Annotated in this window: 13 protein-coding genes; 7 read left to right on the top strand and 6 right to left on the bottom strand. The window is 73.5% G+C overall.

The genetic code is table 11. The annotated features are described in order from the left end of the window. Positions 1–27 precede the first annotated feature (27 nt). Complete coding sequence (locus ACF053_RS29155; RefSeq protein WP_391956738.1) at positions 28–1,869, top strand: LCP family protein; 1,842 nt, start codon at positions 28–30, stop codon at positions 1,867–1,869. 377 nt (positions 1,870–2,246) lie between these two features. On the opposite strand, the gene ACF053_RS29150 is transcribed toward ACF053_RS29155, so the two are convergent. Beyond that, complete coding sequence (locus ACF053_RS29150) at positions 2,247–3,533, bottom strand: LCP family protein (RefSeq protein ID WP_391956737.1); 1,287 nt, start codon at positions 3,531–3,533, stop codon at positions 2,247–2,249. A 119-nt stretch (positions 3,534–3,652) separates the two neighbouring features. On the opposite strand from ACF053_RS29150, the gene ACF053_RS29145 reads away from it, so the two are divergent. Further along, on the top strand, positions 3,653–4,186 hold the full coding sequence (locus ACF053_RS29145) for an acyl-CoA thioesterase (RefSeq protein WP_058943326.1): 534 nt from the start codon (positions 3,653–3,655) through the stop codon (positions 4,184–4,186). A 38-nt stretch (positions 4,187–4,224) separates the two neighbouring features. On the opposite strand, the gene ACF053_RS29140 is transcribed toward ACF053_RS29145, so the two are convergent. Continuing rightward, the gene (locus tag ACF053_RS29140) at positions 4,225–5,772 is read right to left on the bottom strand and encodes an LCP family protein (RefSeq protein WP_449336545.1); all 1,548 of its coding nucleotides are present in this window, start codon (positions 5,770–5,772) and stop codon (positions 4,225–4,227) included. Between the two features lie 201 nt (positions 5,773–5,973). Here ACF053_RS29140 and ACF053_RS29135 point away from each other — a divergent pair, with 201 nt between their 5' ends. Continuing rightward, positions 5,974–6,984, top strand: a complete 1,011-nt coding sequence (locus ACF053_RS29135) for a glycosyltransferase family 2 protein (protein WP_391956735.1) — start codon at positions 5,974–5,976, stop codon at positions 6,982–6,984. A gap of 207 nt (positions 6,985–7,191) precedes the next feature. Further along, the gene (locus tag ACF053_RS29130; RefSeq protein ID WP_391956734.1) at positions 7,192–8,706 is read left to right on the top strand and encodes a hypothetical protein; all 1,515 of its coding nucleotides are present in this window, start codon (positions 7,192–7,194) and stop codon (positions 8,704–8,706) included. A gap of 63 nt (positions 8,707–8,769) precedes the next feature. On the opposite strand, the gene ACF053_RS29125 is transcribed toward ACF053_RS29130, so the two are convergent. The 3 genes from ACF053_RS29125 to ACF053_RS29115 are packed head-to-tail and all read right to left on the bottom strand — an operon-like array spanning position 8,770 to position 9,963. Continuing rightward, complete coding sequence (locus tag ACF053_RS29125; protein ID WP_391956733.1) at positions 8,770–8,946, bottom strand: DUF397 domain-containing protein; 177 nt, start codon at positions 8,944–8,946, stop codon at positions 8,770–8,772. 1 nt (position 8,947) lies between these two features. Further along, positions 8,948–9,130, bottom strand: a complete 183-nt coding sequence (locus ACF053_RS29120) for a DUF397 domain-containing protein (protein ID WP_391956732.1) — start codon at positions 9,128–9,130, stop codon at positions 8,948–8,950. After that, complete coding sequence (locus tag ACF053_RS29115) at positions 9,127–9,963, bottom strand: helix-turn-helix domain-containing protein (protein ID WP_391956731.1); 837 nt, start codon at positions 9,961–9,963, stop codon at positions 9,127–9,129. Before ACF053_RS29115 ends, ACF053_RS29120 begins: the two co-directional genes overlap by 4 nt. A 134-nt stretch (positions 9,964–10,097) precedes the next feature. On the opposite strand from ACF053_RS29115, the gene ACF053_RS29110 reads away from it, so the two are divergent. From ACF053_RS29110 to ACF053_RS29100, 3 genes are all read left to right on the top strand, one after another. Further along, positions 10,098–10,538 carry an ATP-binding protein gene (locus ACF053_RS29110; protein ID WP_391956730.1) on the top strand — a complete coding sequence of 147 codons (441 nt, stop codon included), beginning with the start codon at positions 10,098–10,100 and terminating at the stop codon, positions 10,536–10,538. A gap of 278 nt (positions 10,539–10,816) precedes the next feature. Next, positions 10,817–11,701 (top strand): helix-turn-helix domain-containing protein, encoded by an 885-nt coding sequence (locus ACF053_RS29105; protein ID WP_391956729.1) that lies wholly within the window; start codon positions 10,817–10,819, stop codon positions 11,699–11,701. A 52-nt stretch (positions 11,702–11,753) separates the two neighbouring features. Beyond that, entirely contained in the window at positions 11,754–12,350 is a 597-nt protein-coding gene (locus ACF053_RS29100; RefSeq protein ID WP_391956728.1) for a Uma2 family endonuclease, read from the top strand. Positions 12,351–12,399: 49 nt separating this feature from the next. Here ACF053_RS29100 and ACF053_RS29095 read toward each other — a convergent pair whose 3' ends face one another. Continuing rightward, positions 12,400–13,047, bottom strand: a complete 648-nt coding sequence (locus ACF053_RS29095; protein WP_391956727.1) for a hypothetical protein — start codon at positions 13,045–13,047, stop codon at positions 12,400–12,402. Positions 13,048–13,298: the final 251 nt, after the last annotated feature.

Genomic DNA, 13,298 nt, shown 5'->3' with positions numbered 1-13,298 from the left:
GGACCTGATCACCAGGGGAGACATTGGGTGGGACACAGCAGCGTGCGTGGGGAGGGGACGCGGGAGAGCGTCCCGCACGCCCGGAACGCCCGTGAGCGCGGCCGGGGCGACGACACCGCAGACGGTGCCGGCCCGGCGGCGGACCGGAACGACGACGGCGAAGCGGTCGGTACCGGCGGCGGTACGGGAGCGGACGCGGGCGCCGGTGCCCGCGCCGGGCGCAGGGGCGCCCGGCGCGCGGCCCCCGACGGCCCGGACGGCGACGGCGCCGCCGGCGGGCCCGGGCAGGGGGGCCGGCCCGGCTCGCGCGGCGCGGGGTCCGGTCGGCGCCGGGCCGGCCGCCGGCCGCGCCGCAGCGCCCGCCCCGGCAAGCGGCGCGTGCTCCGCTGGGTCGCCTCGGTCCTGTCGCTGCTGATACTCGGCACCGCCGGCGCCGGTTACCTCTACATCGAGCACCTGAACGGCAACATCCGCAGCGGAGGCCGCAGCGGAGGCGACAGCGGCGTGGAGAAGGCCGCACCCGACGCCTTCGGCAACACCCCGCTGAACATCCTGCTCATCGGCGCCGACGGACGTAACTCCAAGGAGAACCTCGCCCTCGGCGGCGCCAAGGACACCGTCGGCGACAAGCCGCGCGGCGACGTGCAGATGCTGCTGCACGTCGCGAGGGACCGCAAGAGCGCCGCCGTCGTGAGCATCCCGCGCGACACCCGCGTCGACATACCGGCCTGCCAGGACGACGACACCGGCGAGAAGTTCCCCGCCACCAACCGCATCATCACCGAGTCGCTCCAGCGCGGCGGCCCCGGTTGCACCCTCACCACCTGGGAGAAGCTGACCGGCGTCTACATCGACCACTGGATGATGGTCGACTTCGCGGGCGTCGTACGGATGGCGGACGCGGTCGGCGGCGTCCCCGTGTGCGTCCGGCAGAACGTCCACGACCGGCCCACCGCGCAGGTCCCCGGCGGCTCCGGCCTGCGGCTCAAGCAGGGCACGACGTACGTCAAGGGCGAGCAGGCGCTCCAGTGGCTGCGCACCCGGCACGCCTTCTTCAACGACCAGGGCCGCGCCAAGGCGCAGCACATGTACATGAACGCGATGCTCCGCCAGCTGAAGGACCAGAACGCCTTCACCGACACCGGCCGCATCAAGGACCTCGCGGAAGCCGCCACGAAGGCGATCCAGGTCTCCGACGAGCTGGACTCGGTGCCGAGCCTCTTCGACCTCGCCATGGAGTTGAAGCACGTCCCCACCAACCGCATCACCATGACGACGCTGCCCACGGTCGAGGACCACGCGAACCGCGCCCACCTGCTGCCGGAGCCGAACTCCGCGGAGCGGATCTGGAAGATGCTCCGCGAGGACGTCCCGTTCGACGACAACGGCACGGCGGCGGACGCGAAGCCGTCGGCGCCGCCGAAGGAGGCCGGCCCGGCGGCGGCCGCGCCGGCGTCCCTGGCCGTCACGGTCCTCAACGGCACCGGCGCGGACGGGAAGTACCCGGTGAAGGGCCGCGCGGGCGCGGTCGCCGAGACCCTGCGCGGCAAGGGCTTCACGCGGGCCGACGCCTCCCAGGCCGCGGCCTCCGCGCCGCAGACCCGCCTGGAGTACCCGAAGGCGTCGGGCGCGCAGGGCAAGGCGGACGCGCTGTCCGTGGCGAAGGCGATCGGCCTCCCGGCCACCGCGGTACGGGCCGCCGACGGGGTGGCCGGGCCGACGCTCACGATCGGCGCCGACTGGCGCGAGGGTGAGGTGTTCCCGAAGCAGCAGGGCCCGAAGGCCGGCGACCTCCCGGACGACGCCGAGAACTCCAACGGCGCGGACACGAAGGCGTGCATGGAGGTCTACCAGCCGTACCGCTGGTAGCCCGGGCACCTCGCACGCGGGCCGGACACCCGCGTGCGGCCCCGCCCGATCGCCGCCCACCCCACCGCCGGACGGCACGCCGCGGCTGGCCGGGCCGCCGGCGGAGGCAGGTCGGCTGGCCCGGCCGCCCCGGCGGAGGCAGTCAGCGACGCCCGCCGAAGCCCGCCCGCCGGCCCGACGCCCGCCGGAGCACCCCGCTCCCCGCCGGCCGGCGGGGAGCGGTGGACCCGGCCGCCCGGCGAGGGAGGAGCCGGACAGCGGACGGCCCGCACACACGGCACCCCGACCGGCCGCGCCCGAACGCCCAGTGGCCCACCCCGCCGGCGGCGGGGTGGGCCACTGACCGCCCGGCGGGTGCGCCGGCGGCGGAGGCGGGGTCAGTTCCCGGTGACCGTGACCTTCTCGTCGTTCTGGATCTGGCGGACCAGTTCACGGACCTTCGCCTTGTCCCAGACGAGGTTGCCGCCGCGGCTGCCGGAGACGGGCATGTTCATCGACGTGCCGTCGCCGCCGTTGACGCCCTTCATCGCGAAGAACATCTCCGCCAGGTCGAACAGCGACATGTCCTTGTCGACGATCAGCGTGTCCAGTCCGGCGCCCAGCGTCGGGTAGAACGCGAACGGGTTGAGGACCGTGCCGGGCGTGGCGGCCTGGCCGGCCAGGGCGGCGAGGAACTTCTGCTGGTTCTTCGTGCGCGCGAGGTCCGACTCGGCGAAGGCGTACCGCGTGCGGACGAAGGCGAGGGCCTGCTCACCGTCGAGGGTCTGCTTGCCCGCCTGGAAGTCGGCGCCGGACTTCTTGTCCTTGAAGCCCTTGTCGATGGTGATCTCGACCCCGCCGAGCGCGTCGACGATGTTGGCGAAGCCGGCGAAGCCGATCTCCGCGTAGTGGTCGATGCGCAGCCCGGTGTTGTGCTCGACGGTGCGGACGAGCAGCTCGGGGCCGTCCTCCGCGTACGCGGCGTTCAGCTTCACGCGGCGGCCGCTGCCCTTGAAGGTCTTGCCGGACTGCGAGCCGACGAACGTGGGGATCTCCACGTCCGAGTCGCGGGGCAGGGAGATCATGGTGTTCCCGCTGCCGCACGCGGCGAGGATCATCATGGAGTCCGTGCGCTTGCCGTCGGCGGAGCCGGTGTGCAGCCGCTTCTTGTCCTCGGCGGTCATGCCCTCGCGGCTGTCGGAGCCCACGATCAGGTACGTCGTGCAGTCGCCCTCCTGCGGGCGCTCGATGACCTTGGAGAGGTCGACCTCGCGGCGCATGCGCCCGTCGGCCCAGAAGTACGTGCCGATCGTCGTGGCCAGGACGACCACGGCGACGGTGATCGCCCCGACCTTGACGCGGCGGCCCCAGTTCGGCGCGGGGCGCGCGCCGCCGGGGGGCGGTGCGTACGGGGCGCCGGGGCCCCGCCCGCCGCCGCCGGGCCCCGCGCCGGGGCCGGCGCCCTGGGCGCCGCGCGGCATGCCGTAGACCTGGCCCGTGTTGTAGCCGCTGTCGAAGCCGGGAGCGTTGCGGGGCGCGTCGTCGTAGCCCGGTCGCTGCTGCGGCGGGACGGATCCGGGCCGCACGTGCGGCATGACGCGGGCGCCCTCGGGCTGGGCGTCAGCGCTGCCGCGGCCGTAGCGCGCGTTGCGGTCGTGGGACCGTCCTTCAGGCCAGTCATTCATGCCGAACAGTGTGCCGCGCGGCCCGGCGGCCCTTACAGGGCGGGTAGGAAATCGGGGCGGCGCTGTAGCCAAGCTGATGCAATGCGGACGAGTCCGACTCCGGGCATATGGTGGAGGGCATGACAGACCAGTCCATGCTCGAGGGCAAGCCGACCTCGGCGTCCCGCACCACGCTCAGCCACATCATGACCGGCAGCGACACCAACCTGCTCGGCACGGTACACGGCGGTGTGATCATGAAGTTGGTGGACGACGCGGCGGGAGCCGTCGCCGGACGCCACTCCGGGGGGCCCGCGGTGACCGCGTCCATGGACGAGATGGTCTTCCTGGAGCCCGTGCGCGTCGGTGACCTCGTCCATGTGAAGGCACAGGTCAACTGGACCGGCCGGTCCTCCATGGAGGTCGGCGTCCGGGTGCTGGCGGAGCGCTGGAACGAGTCGACGCCGGCCACGCAGGTCGGCTCGGCGTACCTGGTGTTCGCCGCCGTGGACGCGGACGGCAAGCCGCGGACCGTGCCGCCGGTCATCCCCGAGACGGAGCGGGACGAGCGGCGCTACCAGGAGGCGCAGATCCGCCGTACGCACCGGCTGGCCCGCCGGCGGGCGATCAAGGAGCTGCGGGAGCGGCGGGCCGCCGAGGGCTTCGACGACTGAGCGGAGCGCGTCGGGACGCGCGCCGGCGGCGGGCCGGATCAGGGACAGACCACCTGGTCGCCCGTGACGGCCGCCGGCACACCGCCGGTGCGCCGTTCCGGGGCGGGCGTCTCGGCGCGGACCGGCTGGACGGCCCGGTAGTCCTCGCCGGCCGTGACCTTCAGCACGGGCCCCTGCCCGGCCACCGCGCGCAGCTCGCACCCGGGGAGCGCCGCCGCCAGCGACATCGCGGAGCGGTCCCAGAGCGGGTCGTACGCGACGACGGTGCGGGCCGTGTCGCGCCGGTCGGCGTTGAACGGCGTGCCGGTCGTCCGGAAGCCGGTGGCCCGCAGCGCGGCGTCCACGCGTGCGCCGAGCCCGTGCACCCGGGTGCCGTTGTAGACCTGGACGCGCACCGCGCGGGGCGCGACCTCGACGGGCTTGCGGCGCGGGGCCGTCTTGGCCGGGCGGGTGGCGAGCGGCCGGTCCGCGCGGATCGCGTCGAAGACCCGCTTGGCCCCCGCCGCGTCCCACTTCACCGTCGAGCCGATGCCCTTGACGCGTACGCCGACGGCGCCGACCGGGACGGACGTGAACTCGGACGACGCCGTGGTGAAGCCGCGCATCGCCTTGGCCAGCGTCAGCATCTCCTCGGTGCCGAAGCCGCGGTCCGCGCGGACGGAGCCGGCCATGGCGTCGAGGACCTTGCGGAAGCGCACCGGGTGGAGCAGCTCGCCGTTGCTCGTCGCCCGGTCGATGAGCGCGGCGACGAACCGCTGCTGGCGCTGCATCCGCCCCAGGTCCGACGCCCCGTCGACGTGGCGGGAGCGGACGTACTGGAGGGCCCTCCCGCCGTCGAGGGTGTGGGTGCCGGCGGGCAGGGCGAGGCCGGTGTAGGGGTCGTGCATGGGGCGGGCGGTGCAGATCTGCACGCCGCCCATGGCGTCGACGGTGCGCATGAAGCTGGTGAAGTCGACCTCCAGGTAGTGGTCGATCTTGACGCCGGTCATCCGCTCGACGGTGCGCACGGTGAGGTTGGGGCCGCCCTCCGCGTAGGCGGCGTTCAGCTTGACGGGGTGCCGGCCGTGCCGCTTGCCGGTCGTGGCGTCGGTGTGCTCGGGGAGCTCGGCGTACGAGTCGCGGGGCAGCGACACCAGGCTGGCCCGCTTCCGGTCCTCCGAGACGTGCACCAGCATGATCGTGTCGGTGCAGCGGCAGGGGGCGCCGCCGAGCCGGTAGCGGACCTTCTCGGCCATCGTGATCCGGTCGCGGCCGTCGGTGCCGACGAGCAGGATGTTGGTGCCGTTGCCCGCGCGGGGCCGGTTCTTCATGTCCTTGAAGGCGTCCACCCGGCCGATGCCGGTGTCGAAGCTGGTGACGACGGCGTGCCCGATGCCGCCGGCGCCGAGGACCAGGACCGACAGGGTCGTCGCCACGCGCGCCCCCCAGCGGGACCGCTGCCGCCGCGGGGCCTGCCGCGCCCGTACCACCGGGACCTGCCCGCGGGTCGCCGGAGCCTGCCGCCGTGCCGCCGGGGCCCGCCGCCCCGCCCCTCGGGCGGGCGGCCGGGGCTCCGGGCGGTCGGGACGGCGGGGCGGCACGGGCACGGGGGACACCTCCGCGGGCACTGGGGCGGACCGTGAGCACAGTAGGCCCATACGATCAGCGACCTGCCGTCCGACCCGGGCGGCGCGCACCGGGGTCCCCCGTTCGCGGTAACGTGGCGGGCGATACCCGCCGGGGCCCGCACCCGGCTCCCCGAGGCCGCCGTCCGCCCGGGGACGAACCTTCGCACCTCCCGAGGAGCCATGTCCCTGCCCCCGGTCTCCGTGATCATGCCGGTCCTCAACGAGGAGCGGCACCTGCGCGACGCGGTCCGCCACATCCTCGAACAGGAGTACGAGGGCGAGATGGAGGTGGTGATCGCGCTCGGCCCGTCCACCGACCGCACCGACGAGATCGCCGCCGAGCTGGTCCGCGAGGACCCCCGCGTGCACACCGTGCCCAACCCGACGGGCCGCACCCCCGCCGCGCTCAACGCCGCGATCAAGGCGTCGCGCCACCCGGTCGTGGTGCGCGTCGACGGGCACGGCATGCTCTCGCCGGACTACATCGCGACGGCCGTGCGGCTGCTGGAGGAGACCGGCGCGCAGAACGTCGGCGGCATCATGCACGCCGAGGGCGAGAACGCCTGGGAGGACGCCGTCGCGGCCGCGATGACCTCCCGGATCGGCGTGGGCAACGCCGCGTTCCACACCGGCGGCGAGGCGGGCCCGGCCGAGACGGTGTACCTCGGGGTGTTCCGGCGCGAGGCGCTGGAGCAGCAGGGCGGGTACAACGAGGAGTTCATCCGCGCGCAGGACTGGGAGCTGAACTTCCGCATCCGCGAGGCGGGCGGGCTGATCTGGTTCTCCCCGGAGCTGCGGGTGCGGTACCGGCCGCGGCCGAGCGTGCGCGCGCTGGCGAAGCAGTACAAGGACTACGGGCGCTGGCGCCACGTCGTGGCCCGCTACCACCAGGGCTCCATCAACCTGCGCTACCTGGCCCCGCCGGCCGCGGTCTGCGCCATCGCCGCGGGCGTGGTGGTCGGCGCGACGCTCACGGCGTTCGGCTTCGTCGTCCCCGGCGGCTACCTCGCCGCGATCACCGCCGGCTCGATCCCGGCCGGCAAGGGCCTGCCGCTGAAGGCGCGCGTGCGGATCCCGGTCGCGCTGGCGACGATGCACATGTCGTGGGGGTACGGCTTCCTGACGAGCCCGCGCTCGCTGGCCCGCAAGGTCATCGCGAGCCGCCGCCCGGCGGTCCGCACGGCGGCCTGAGCCACCCGACGCCACACGTCAGACGGCCCCCGGCGCACACGCGCCGGGGGCCGTCGCACATGCGCCGCCGTACGCGTGAGCGATGACGTCCGGAAATCGCCCACGCGTCCGAACACCACCGGTACGGTCCTCGTCGAAGATCGTGTCAGCGAGCGCCCGCCCGTCTCCCTGGCGTCCCACGCACCGCGCCCCCCGGGAGCCGTCCTGATGTCCGTCGACAGCGCAGCACCTCCGTCGCACCGCCTGCCGCCGGCCGGGGACGCACCCCGGGACCGCCCGCTCGGCGCCCCGGCCCGCGGGGCCCTCGTCTGGGCGGTCCCCGCGCTGTGGACGGTGGCCCTCGGCCTGTGGGGGCTGTCGCGGCAGGGCAGCGTGTGGCGGGACGAGGCCGCGACCTGGCAGGTGGCCAAGCGCTGCACGACCGACATCTGGCACATGCTGGGGAACGTCGACGTCGTCCACGGGTGCTACTACCTGCTGATGCACACGCTCTTCACGGCGTTCGGGCCCGGCACCACGACCCTGCGGCTGCCCTCGGTGCTGGCCACGGCGGTGGCGGCCGCCTGTGTGGCGGTCATCGGCCGTCGCCTGGCGGGCGGATGGGCGGGCCTCGGCGGCGGGATGGCCCTGGCGCTGCTCCCGGCCGTGCAGTTCCACCTCCAGGAAGGCCGCCCCTACGCGCTGGTCGCCGCAGGGGCCGGGGTGTCCACGCTGCTCCTCGTGACCGCGCTGCAAGGGCGCGTCCGGCGGGTCCGGTGGGTGGCCTACGGCGGCATCGTCCTGCTGTGCGGCCTGTTGAACTGGCTCTCGCTCATGATCCTGCCGGCACACGCCGCGACGCTCCTCTGGACCCGTGCCGGGCGCGCGGTGTGGATCCGCTGGGCGGCGGCCTCCGCAGCGGCCACCGTCTGCGTCCTGCCCCTGATCCTCTTCAGCCGAAGCCAGTCGGCGCAGGTGTCGTGGATCCCGCCCCTGACCTGGCACATGCTTATCGGCCCTGCGGTCCTCCTGGCCGTCGGCGGGGTCGGCGCCCTGGTGGACCGGCCCCGTACGGGCCGGCTGTCGGTGGCGGCCGTCGGGCTACCGCTGCTGGTGGTTCCGCACGTCGGCCTCATCGGCCTTTCCCTGATCCAGCCGCTGTTCCTCGACCGGTACGTCCTCTTCAGCCTGCTCGGCCTGGCGCTGCTGATCGGCACACTGCTGGGTTCGGCGGTACGAGCGGTCACGTCCCGGTCCCCACGGCTGTCGACCTGGGTCGTGCCGGTGGCGGTCGTCGCGGCGACGGCGGCACTCCTGCCGCAGTCCCTGGCCAAACGCTCCCCGGCAAGCCGGGTGGACGACGTCCTGGCGGTGGCGTCGGAGGTACGGCGGCTGGCCGAGGCCGGGAACGCGGTGCTCTTCATCCCGTCAGCGCGCCGGGACACCAAATCCGTCTCCCCCGACGCCTTCGCCGGACTGCGCGACATAGCCCTGGCGGAGACCCCGGAGGAGTCCGGGACGCTGAAGGGGGTGGAGGCGGCCCCGGAGCGCATACGCACGGCGATGCTCACCCAGGAACGCATACTCCTCGTGACGGACGCCCCCGAGGTGGCGAGACCGGTGTCGGCCGAGCGGGACAGGACGAAGACCGCGGTGCTGGAGCAGCACTTCACCGCAGTGGCCGACGAACAGGTCCGCGGCAGACGGATCACGGTCTACCTACGGACCACGTCGCCCCGCTGACCGACGCCGCGCCCCCACCCACGCACCTCCGGCGCCCCAGCCGGCCTGATCCGCTCCCGGCGCTCAGCTCCGGGACGCGTACGCCAGGAAGTCCGCCCAGGCGTCGGGCGTGAAGCCGAGCCGCGGGCCGGGCACGTTCTTGGAGTCGCGGACGTGGACGGTGTCGGGCGCGGCGGCGACCTCGACGCATTGAGGGCCGTCATTGGTGCTGTAGCTGCTCTTGACCCAGGCCGGCTCCACGTCAGCTCCCGGACGCGTACGTCACGAAGGCCGCCCAGGCGTCGGGCGCGAAGCCGAGCTGCGGGCCGGGCACGCTCTTGGAGTCGCGGACGTGGACGGTGTCCTCCGCGGCCGCGACCTCGACGCAGTCGGGGCCGTCGGCCCCGCTATAACTGCTCTTGACCCAGGTCAGCTCAGTCTTCATGTCTCTCCCAGCAGTTTCTCGACGAAGGCCCGTGACAGCCGAGGCGTGAGGGCCTGGGACCTGATCAGGCCGTACCGCATCTCAAGGATCTGGACCTCCTTGGGATCGCTGATCAGTCGGCTGGTGAGCTGAACTTCGTTGTAGCCCACAGCCGTACCGTCACTCAGCTTAAGCACCCGGTGCGAGCCGTCGAGGCCCGCGTGCTCCTCGGTTTCCGTCGGCATGACCTGAATCTCCACGTGCCGCAACGAGCTTAGTTGCAACAGGCGTTCGAGCTGGCGGTGCAACACCATTCTGCCCCCGGTCGGCCGCCTCAGAGTCGCCTCCTCCAGAACGAAGGTGAGGAGCGGGGCCGGTTGCCGCTCGAATACCGACTGCCGGGCCATGCGCGCGGCTACCCGCCGCTCCACTTCTTCCTCGGAGAAAGCGGGCCGGCGTTCTCCGCACAACGCGCGGGCGTATTCCTCCGTCTGCAACAGGCCGTGGATCGTGACACTGGCGTACGCCCCCATCTCGACCGCGTCGGCCTCCAGCTTGGCCAGGTCGCGGACCTTCTTCGGGTACCGGGCCTCCGCCACGTCCTTCTTCATCGCCGCCAGCTTGCCGCCCGCGCCCAGGACCTCGTCCGCCCTGTCCAGGAACTCCGGCCTCGGGATGCGCTTGCCGGCCTCCACCTTGTAGACCTGGTTCTCGCCGTACCCGATGGCCGCGCCGAGGTCCGCCGCGCGCATCTTCGCGGCCTCGCGCCAGAGCCTGACCTGCCGACCGACCGCCGCGATCACCGCGCCCGAGTCGTCCTCCAGGTCGACGTCCTGCTCCGGTTCGTCCGTCATACGACACCCGCCTCCGCCCGCGTCCGAGGGCGACGCCGTACCGCATGGACAGGGCCGCACACCGACTGGACAGTCACTGTCCGTACACGCGTCGCTCTGGTCAGCGTAAGCGCGAGACGGCCACGCTGAGTCACGTGAACCTGGAAATCACCCGAACCGAACCTTCCGCCCGCGCCCGGCAGTTCACCGTGCTGCTCTCCCCCACCCGCCGTGGCGCACGACTCGCCCGCCTGCTGACCTCGGCCCAACTGGCGCACTGGGGAATCCCGTCGGAGTCGGCCGCGCAGATCGTCGCCGAACTGGCGGCGAACGCACGGGCCCACGGCCGCGTCCCGGGCAGGGACTTCCGCCTGGACCTCGCGGTCGAGGGCGGGGGCACGTGCCTGCGGATCGCGGTCACCGACACGCGCGGGGACCGGCTGCCACCGGGTCCCGGCGCCGTCACGCCACCCGCTCCCGACTCCGAGCGGGGGCGCGGCCTGTTGATCGTCGAGGCACTCGCCGACCGGTGGGGCGTCACGGCCGGACCCGTGCCCCGCAAGACCGTCTGGGCCGAGCTCGACCTCGTACCGTGACCGGTCGCACCGGGTCGCGGGCCTCCACGACCCGGTGTTCCGCGACGCGGTGGCGCACGATGCAAAAGATCAAAGAACGTCTGTGAGGAACGGGAAAACCACCCACCCCACCCCACCGCCGCCGGTCACTCTCCCGGGTGACCTTGCCCAATGGGGCTGGATTTCCGGCGGGTTGGCGGGCATATGCTCGCGGCGACAACCACAGACAGACGTCGGCCCCCGGCCGGGACGGCAATCCCGATCGAGGGCCTGACCATCAAGGAAGCAGTACCTTCCCGATGGATACCCAGCAGATTAGCGCGCCCTCGCGCGCCCCGTCCCGCCTTCCCGGACGCGTCACCGGTTCCGGTGTCCGCCACGTACGGGCACGCCACACCGACCGCTTCACGGTCGTGGGCAACCATCTCGCCCAGCACCGCGAGCTGTCCCTGACGGCGATCGGGCTCGCCGTGCACATCCAGTCGCTGCCCGACGGGGCGAAGGTCGGCATCAAGGTGCTGGCCGACCGGTTCCCGGAGAGCGAGACCCGGATCGCCGCCGCGCTGCGGGAGCTGGAGGAGCACCGCTACCTGGAGCGCACCCGGGTCCGCCTCCCCGGCGGCGAGCTGGTCACCCGCACGGTGGCGTACGACCACCCGGCCCCCGCCCCGGCCCCGACCCCGGCCGCCCCGGCCCCGGCCCACGCTCCGGCAGCGCCTCCACCGCCCCCCGCGCCACCACCGGAGCCCGCGCCCGCGCCCGTACCGCAGCGGGCCCCGGAGCGCCCCCGCCCGCCGCTCCCCCAGCCGCAGACCCCCGACCCGGAGCGACACCGGGCGGCCAGCGACCTTCTCGCCGGGCTGCGCCGCGACGAACCCCGCCTGCTACTGGGCGAGCACGACGTCCGGCGCCTGGCCCCCGCCGTGGCCGCCTGGCTGGAGCGCGACGCGCACCCCGACGCCGTACGCCACGTGCTGACAGCCGCCCTGCCCGGCCGGCTGAAACAGCCCGCCGGCCTCCTCGCCCACCGGCTCACCGTGCTCCTGCCGCCCCCACTACCGGCAGCCGCGACGATGGCCGCGAGAGACCCGTTCCAGACCTGCGACACCTGCGACCGCGCCTTCCGGGCACCGGAGCCGGGGCGCTGCCGCGACTGCCGATCCGATCTCCCGGAGGCCGCCTAGCATGAACGTGACGATCCTTGCCCCCGGGCACCGACGACGAGGAGCGCACGCCATGAGCATCGCCCCGGACGACGCGCAGCGGGAGACGCACTACCTGTACCGGACGATGCGGGATTTCGTGTCCTCGATGGACGACACCCTTCCCGGCAAGTTCGAGATCACCAAGGAGGGAATCGTCCACGACATGATGTCGCCAGGAGGGCCCCACGAGGTGACCGCTGCGCGCGTCAGCCGCCGCCTGGAGCGTGTCATGCCGGATGAACTGCTGGCCCACACCGGCACGCCTGACGTCGAGCACGAGCCCGAGGGCATCATGCGCCACCCGGACGTGACGGTGATCCCGTGGGCGGACCTGGCTGTCGAGGGCTCCATCGATCCGCGTGCGGTCATCGCCGCCATCGAAGTCGTGTCCCGCTCCAACCCCGACAACGACTGGGTCGGCAAGGTGCGGGACTACGCGCTGCTCGGCATCCCCGTCTACGTGATCTTCGATCCGCGCACGGGTTCCGGGGCCGTCCTGTCCGACATCCACCCGACCCCGTCGGGCCCGCGCTACGCCACGCGCAAGGAATTCCTGTACGGCGAGGACGTCACCATCGGCGAGTGGACCATCCCGACCACGGACCTCCCCCGGTACGCCGACGCGTGACCGGCGCCCACCGCGCCGGCCTCCCTGATCTCCCTGACCGCCCCGCCCGTCAGCCGGCGAACGGGTTCGCGTGGCCCGGGAGCTGCTGGCCCGGGCGCAGGAACCGCTGCCGCCCCGTCTCGTCCCGTACCGGAGTGAACCCGGCCGCCCGGAGGCGCTGGGCGATGCGCTGCCGACGGATCTCGCCGATCTTCACACCGCCCACCAGGAGCCCGGCCAGGGCGGCGCCGCCCGCGACGGCGCCGACGTACATCTGGCAGATGAGCAGCGTCACCACCAGGCCCGCCACGCAGAACCAGGCGAATCCCATCTTGCGCGCCCCGGCCATCTGCGTCATGACGTCGAAGCCGATGCGGTCCTTCATCAGGGCGACCGCCTCCGCCGCCTCGGCGGTCGGCTTGAGCGTCCCGGGCAGGAGGCCGGGCACCGTACCGCCCATGCCGGCCTGCGGGTGCGCGGCGATGGTCGCCGCCTCACGGGCGCGGGCCTCGGGCGCGGAGTCGCGGTAGAGGTGGACGGCGAGGGTCTGGCTGTTGTGGCCCTCGCGCCGGGTCTCGCCGTACTCGAAGCCGTAGTGCTCGACGACGTGCGCGAGCGTGGCGGCCCGTCCGGCGCGGGAGAACTCGTCGGTGACGACGACGACGTCCTGGGTCGCTATCTGCTTGAGCAGTGCGGAGATCTGGCGATCCACACTCATGGAGACTCCCACCTGGTGCTGTGCTGTGCCGTGCTGGGCTGTGCCGTGCCGTGCTGGGCTGTGCCGTGCCGCTTGTGCGGCAGCGCAGCGTAACCGCAACGGCCCCCGGTGGATCGCCGGGGGCCGTGTTGTGCGGTCGCGGGGGTGCCACGGTGGGACGGGAGGTCTCGCGCCATCGCGACGCGCTGGCCCTGGCTGCCCTCGGGCATCCGGGCGCCTCACAGCGTGCATCGCCCTGTCCGAGCCAGTGG

The sequence above is a fragment of the Streptomyces kanasensis genome (assembly GCF_043077165.1).
Taxonomy (GTDB): Bacteria; Actinomycetota; Actinomycetes; order Streptomycetales; family Streptomycetaceae; genus Streptomyces; species Streptomyces changanensis.
Note: the sequence above shows the minus strand (reverse complement) of the source record. Positions and strands in the feature narration are given on the sequence as shown.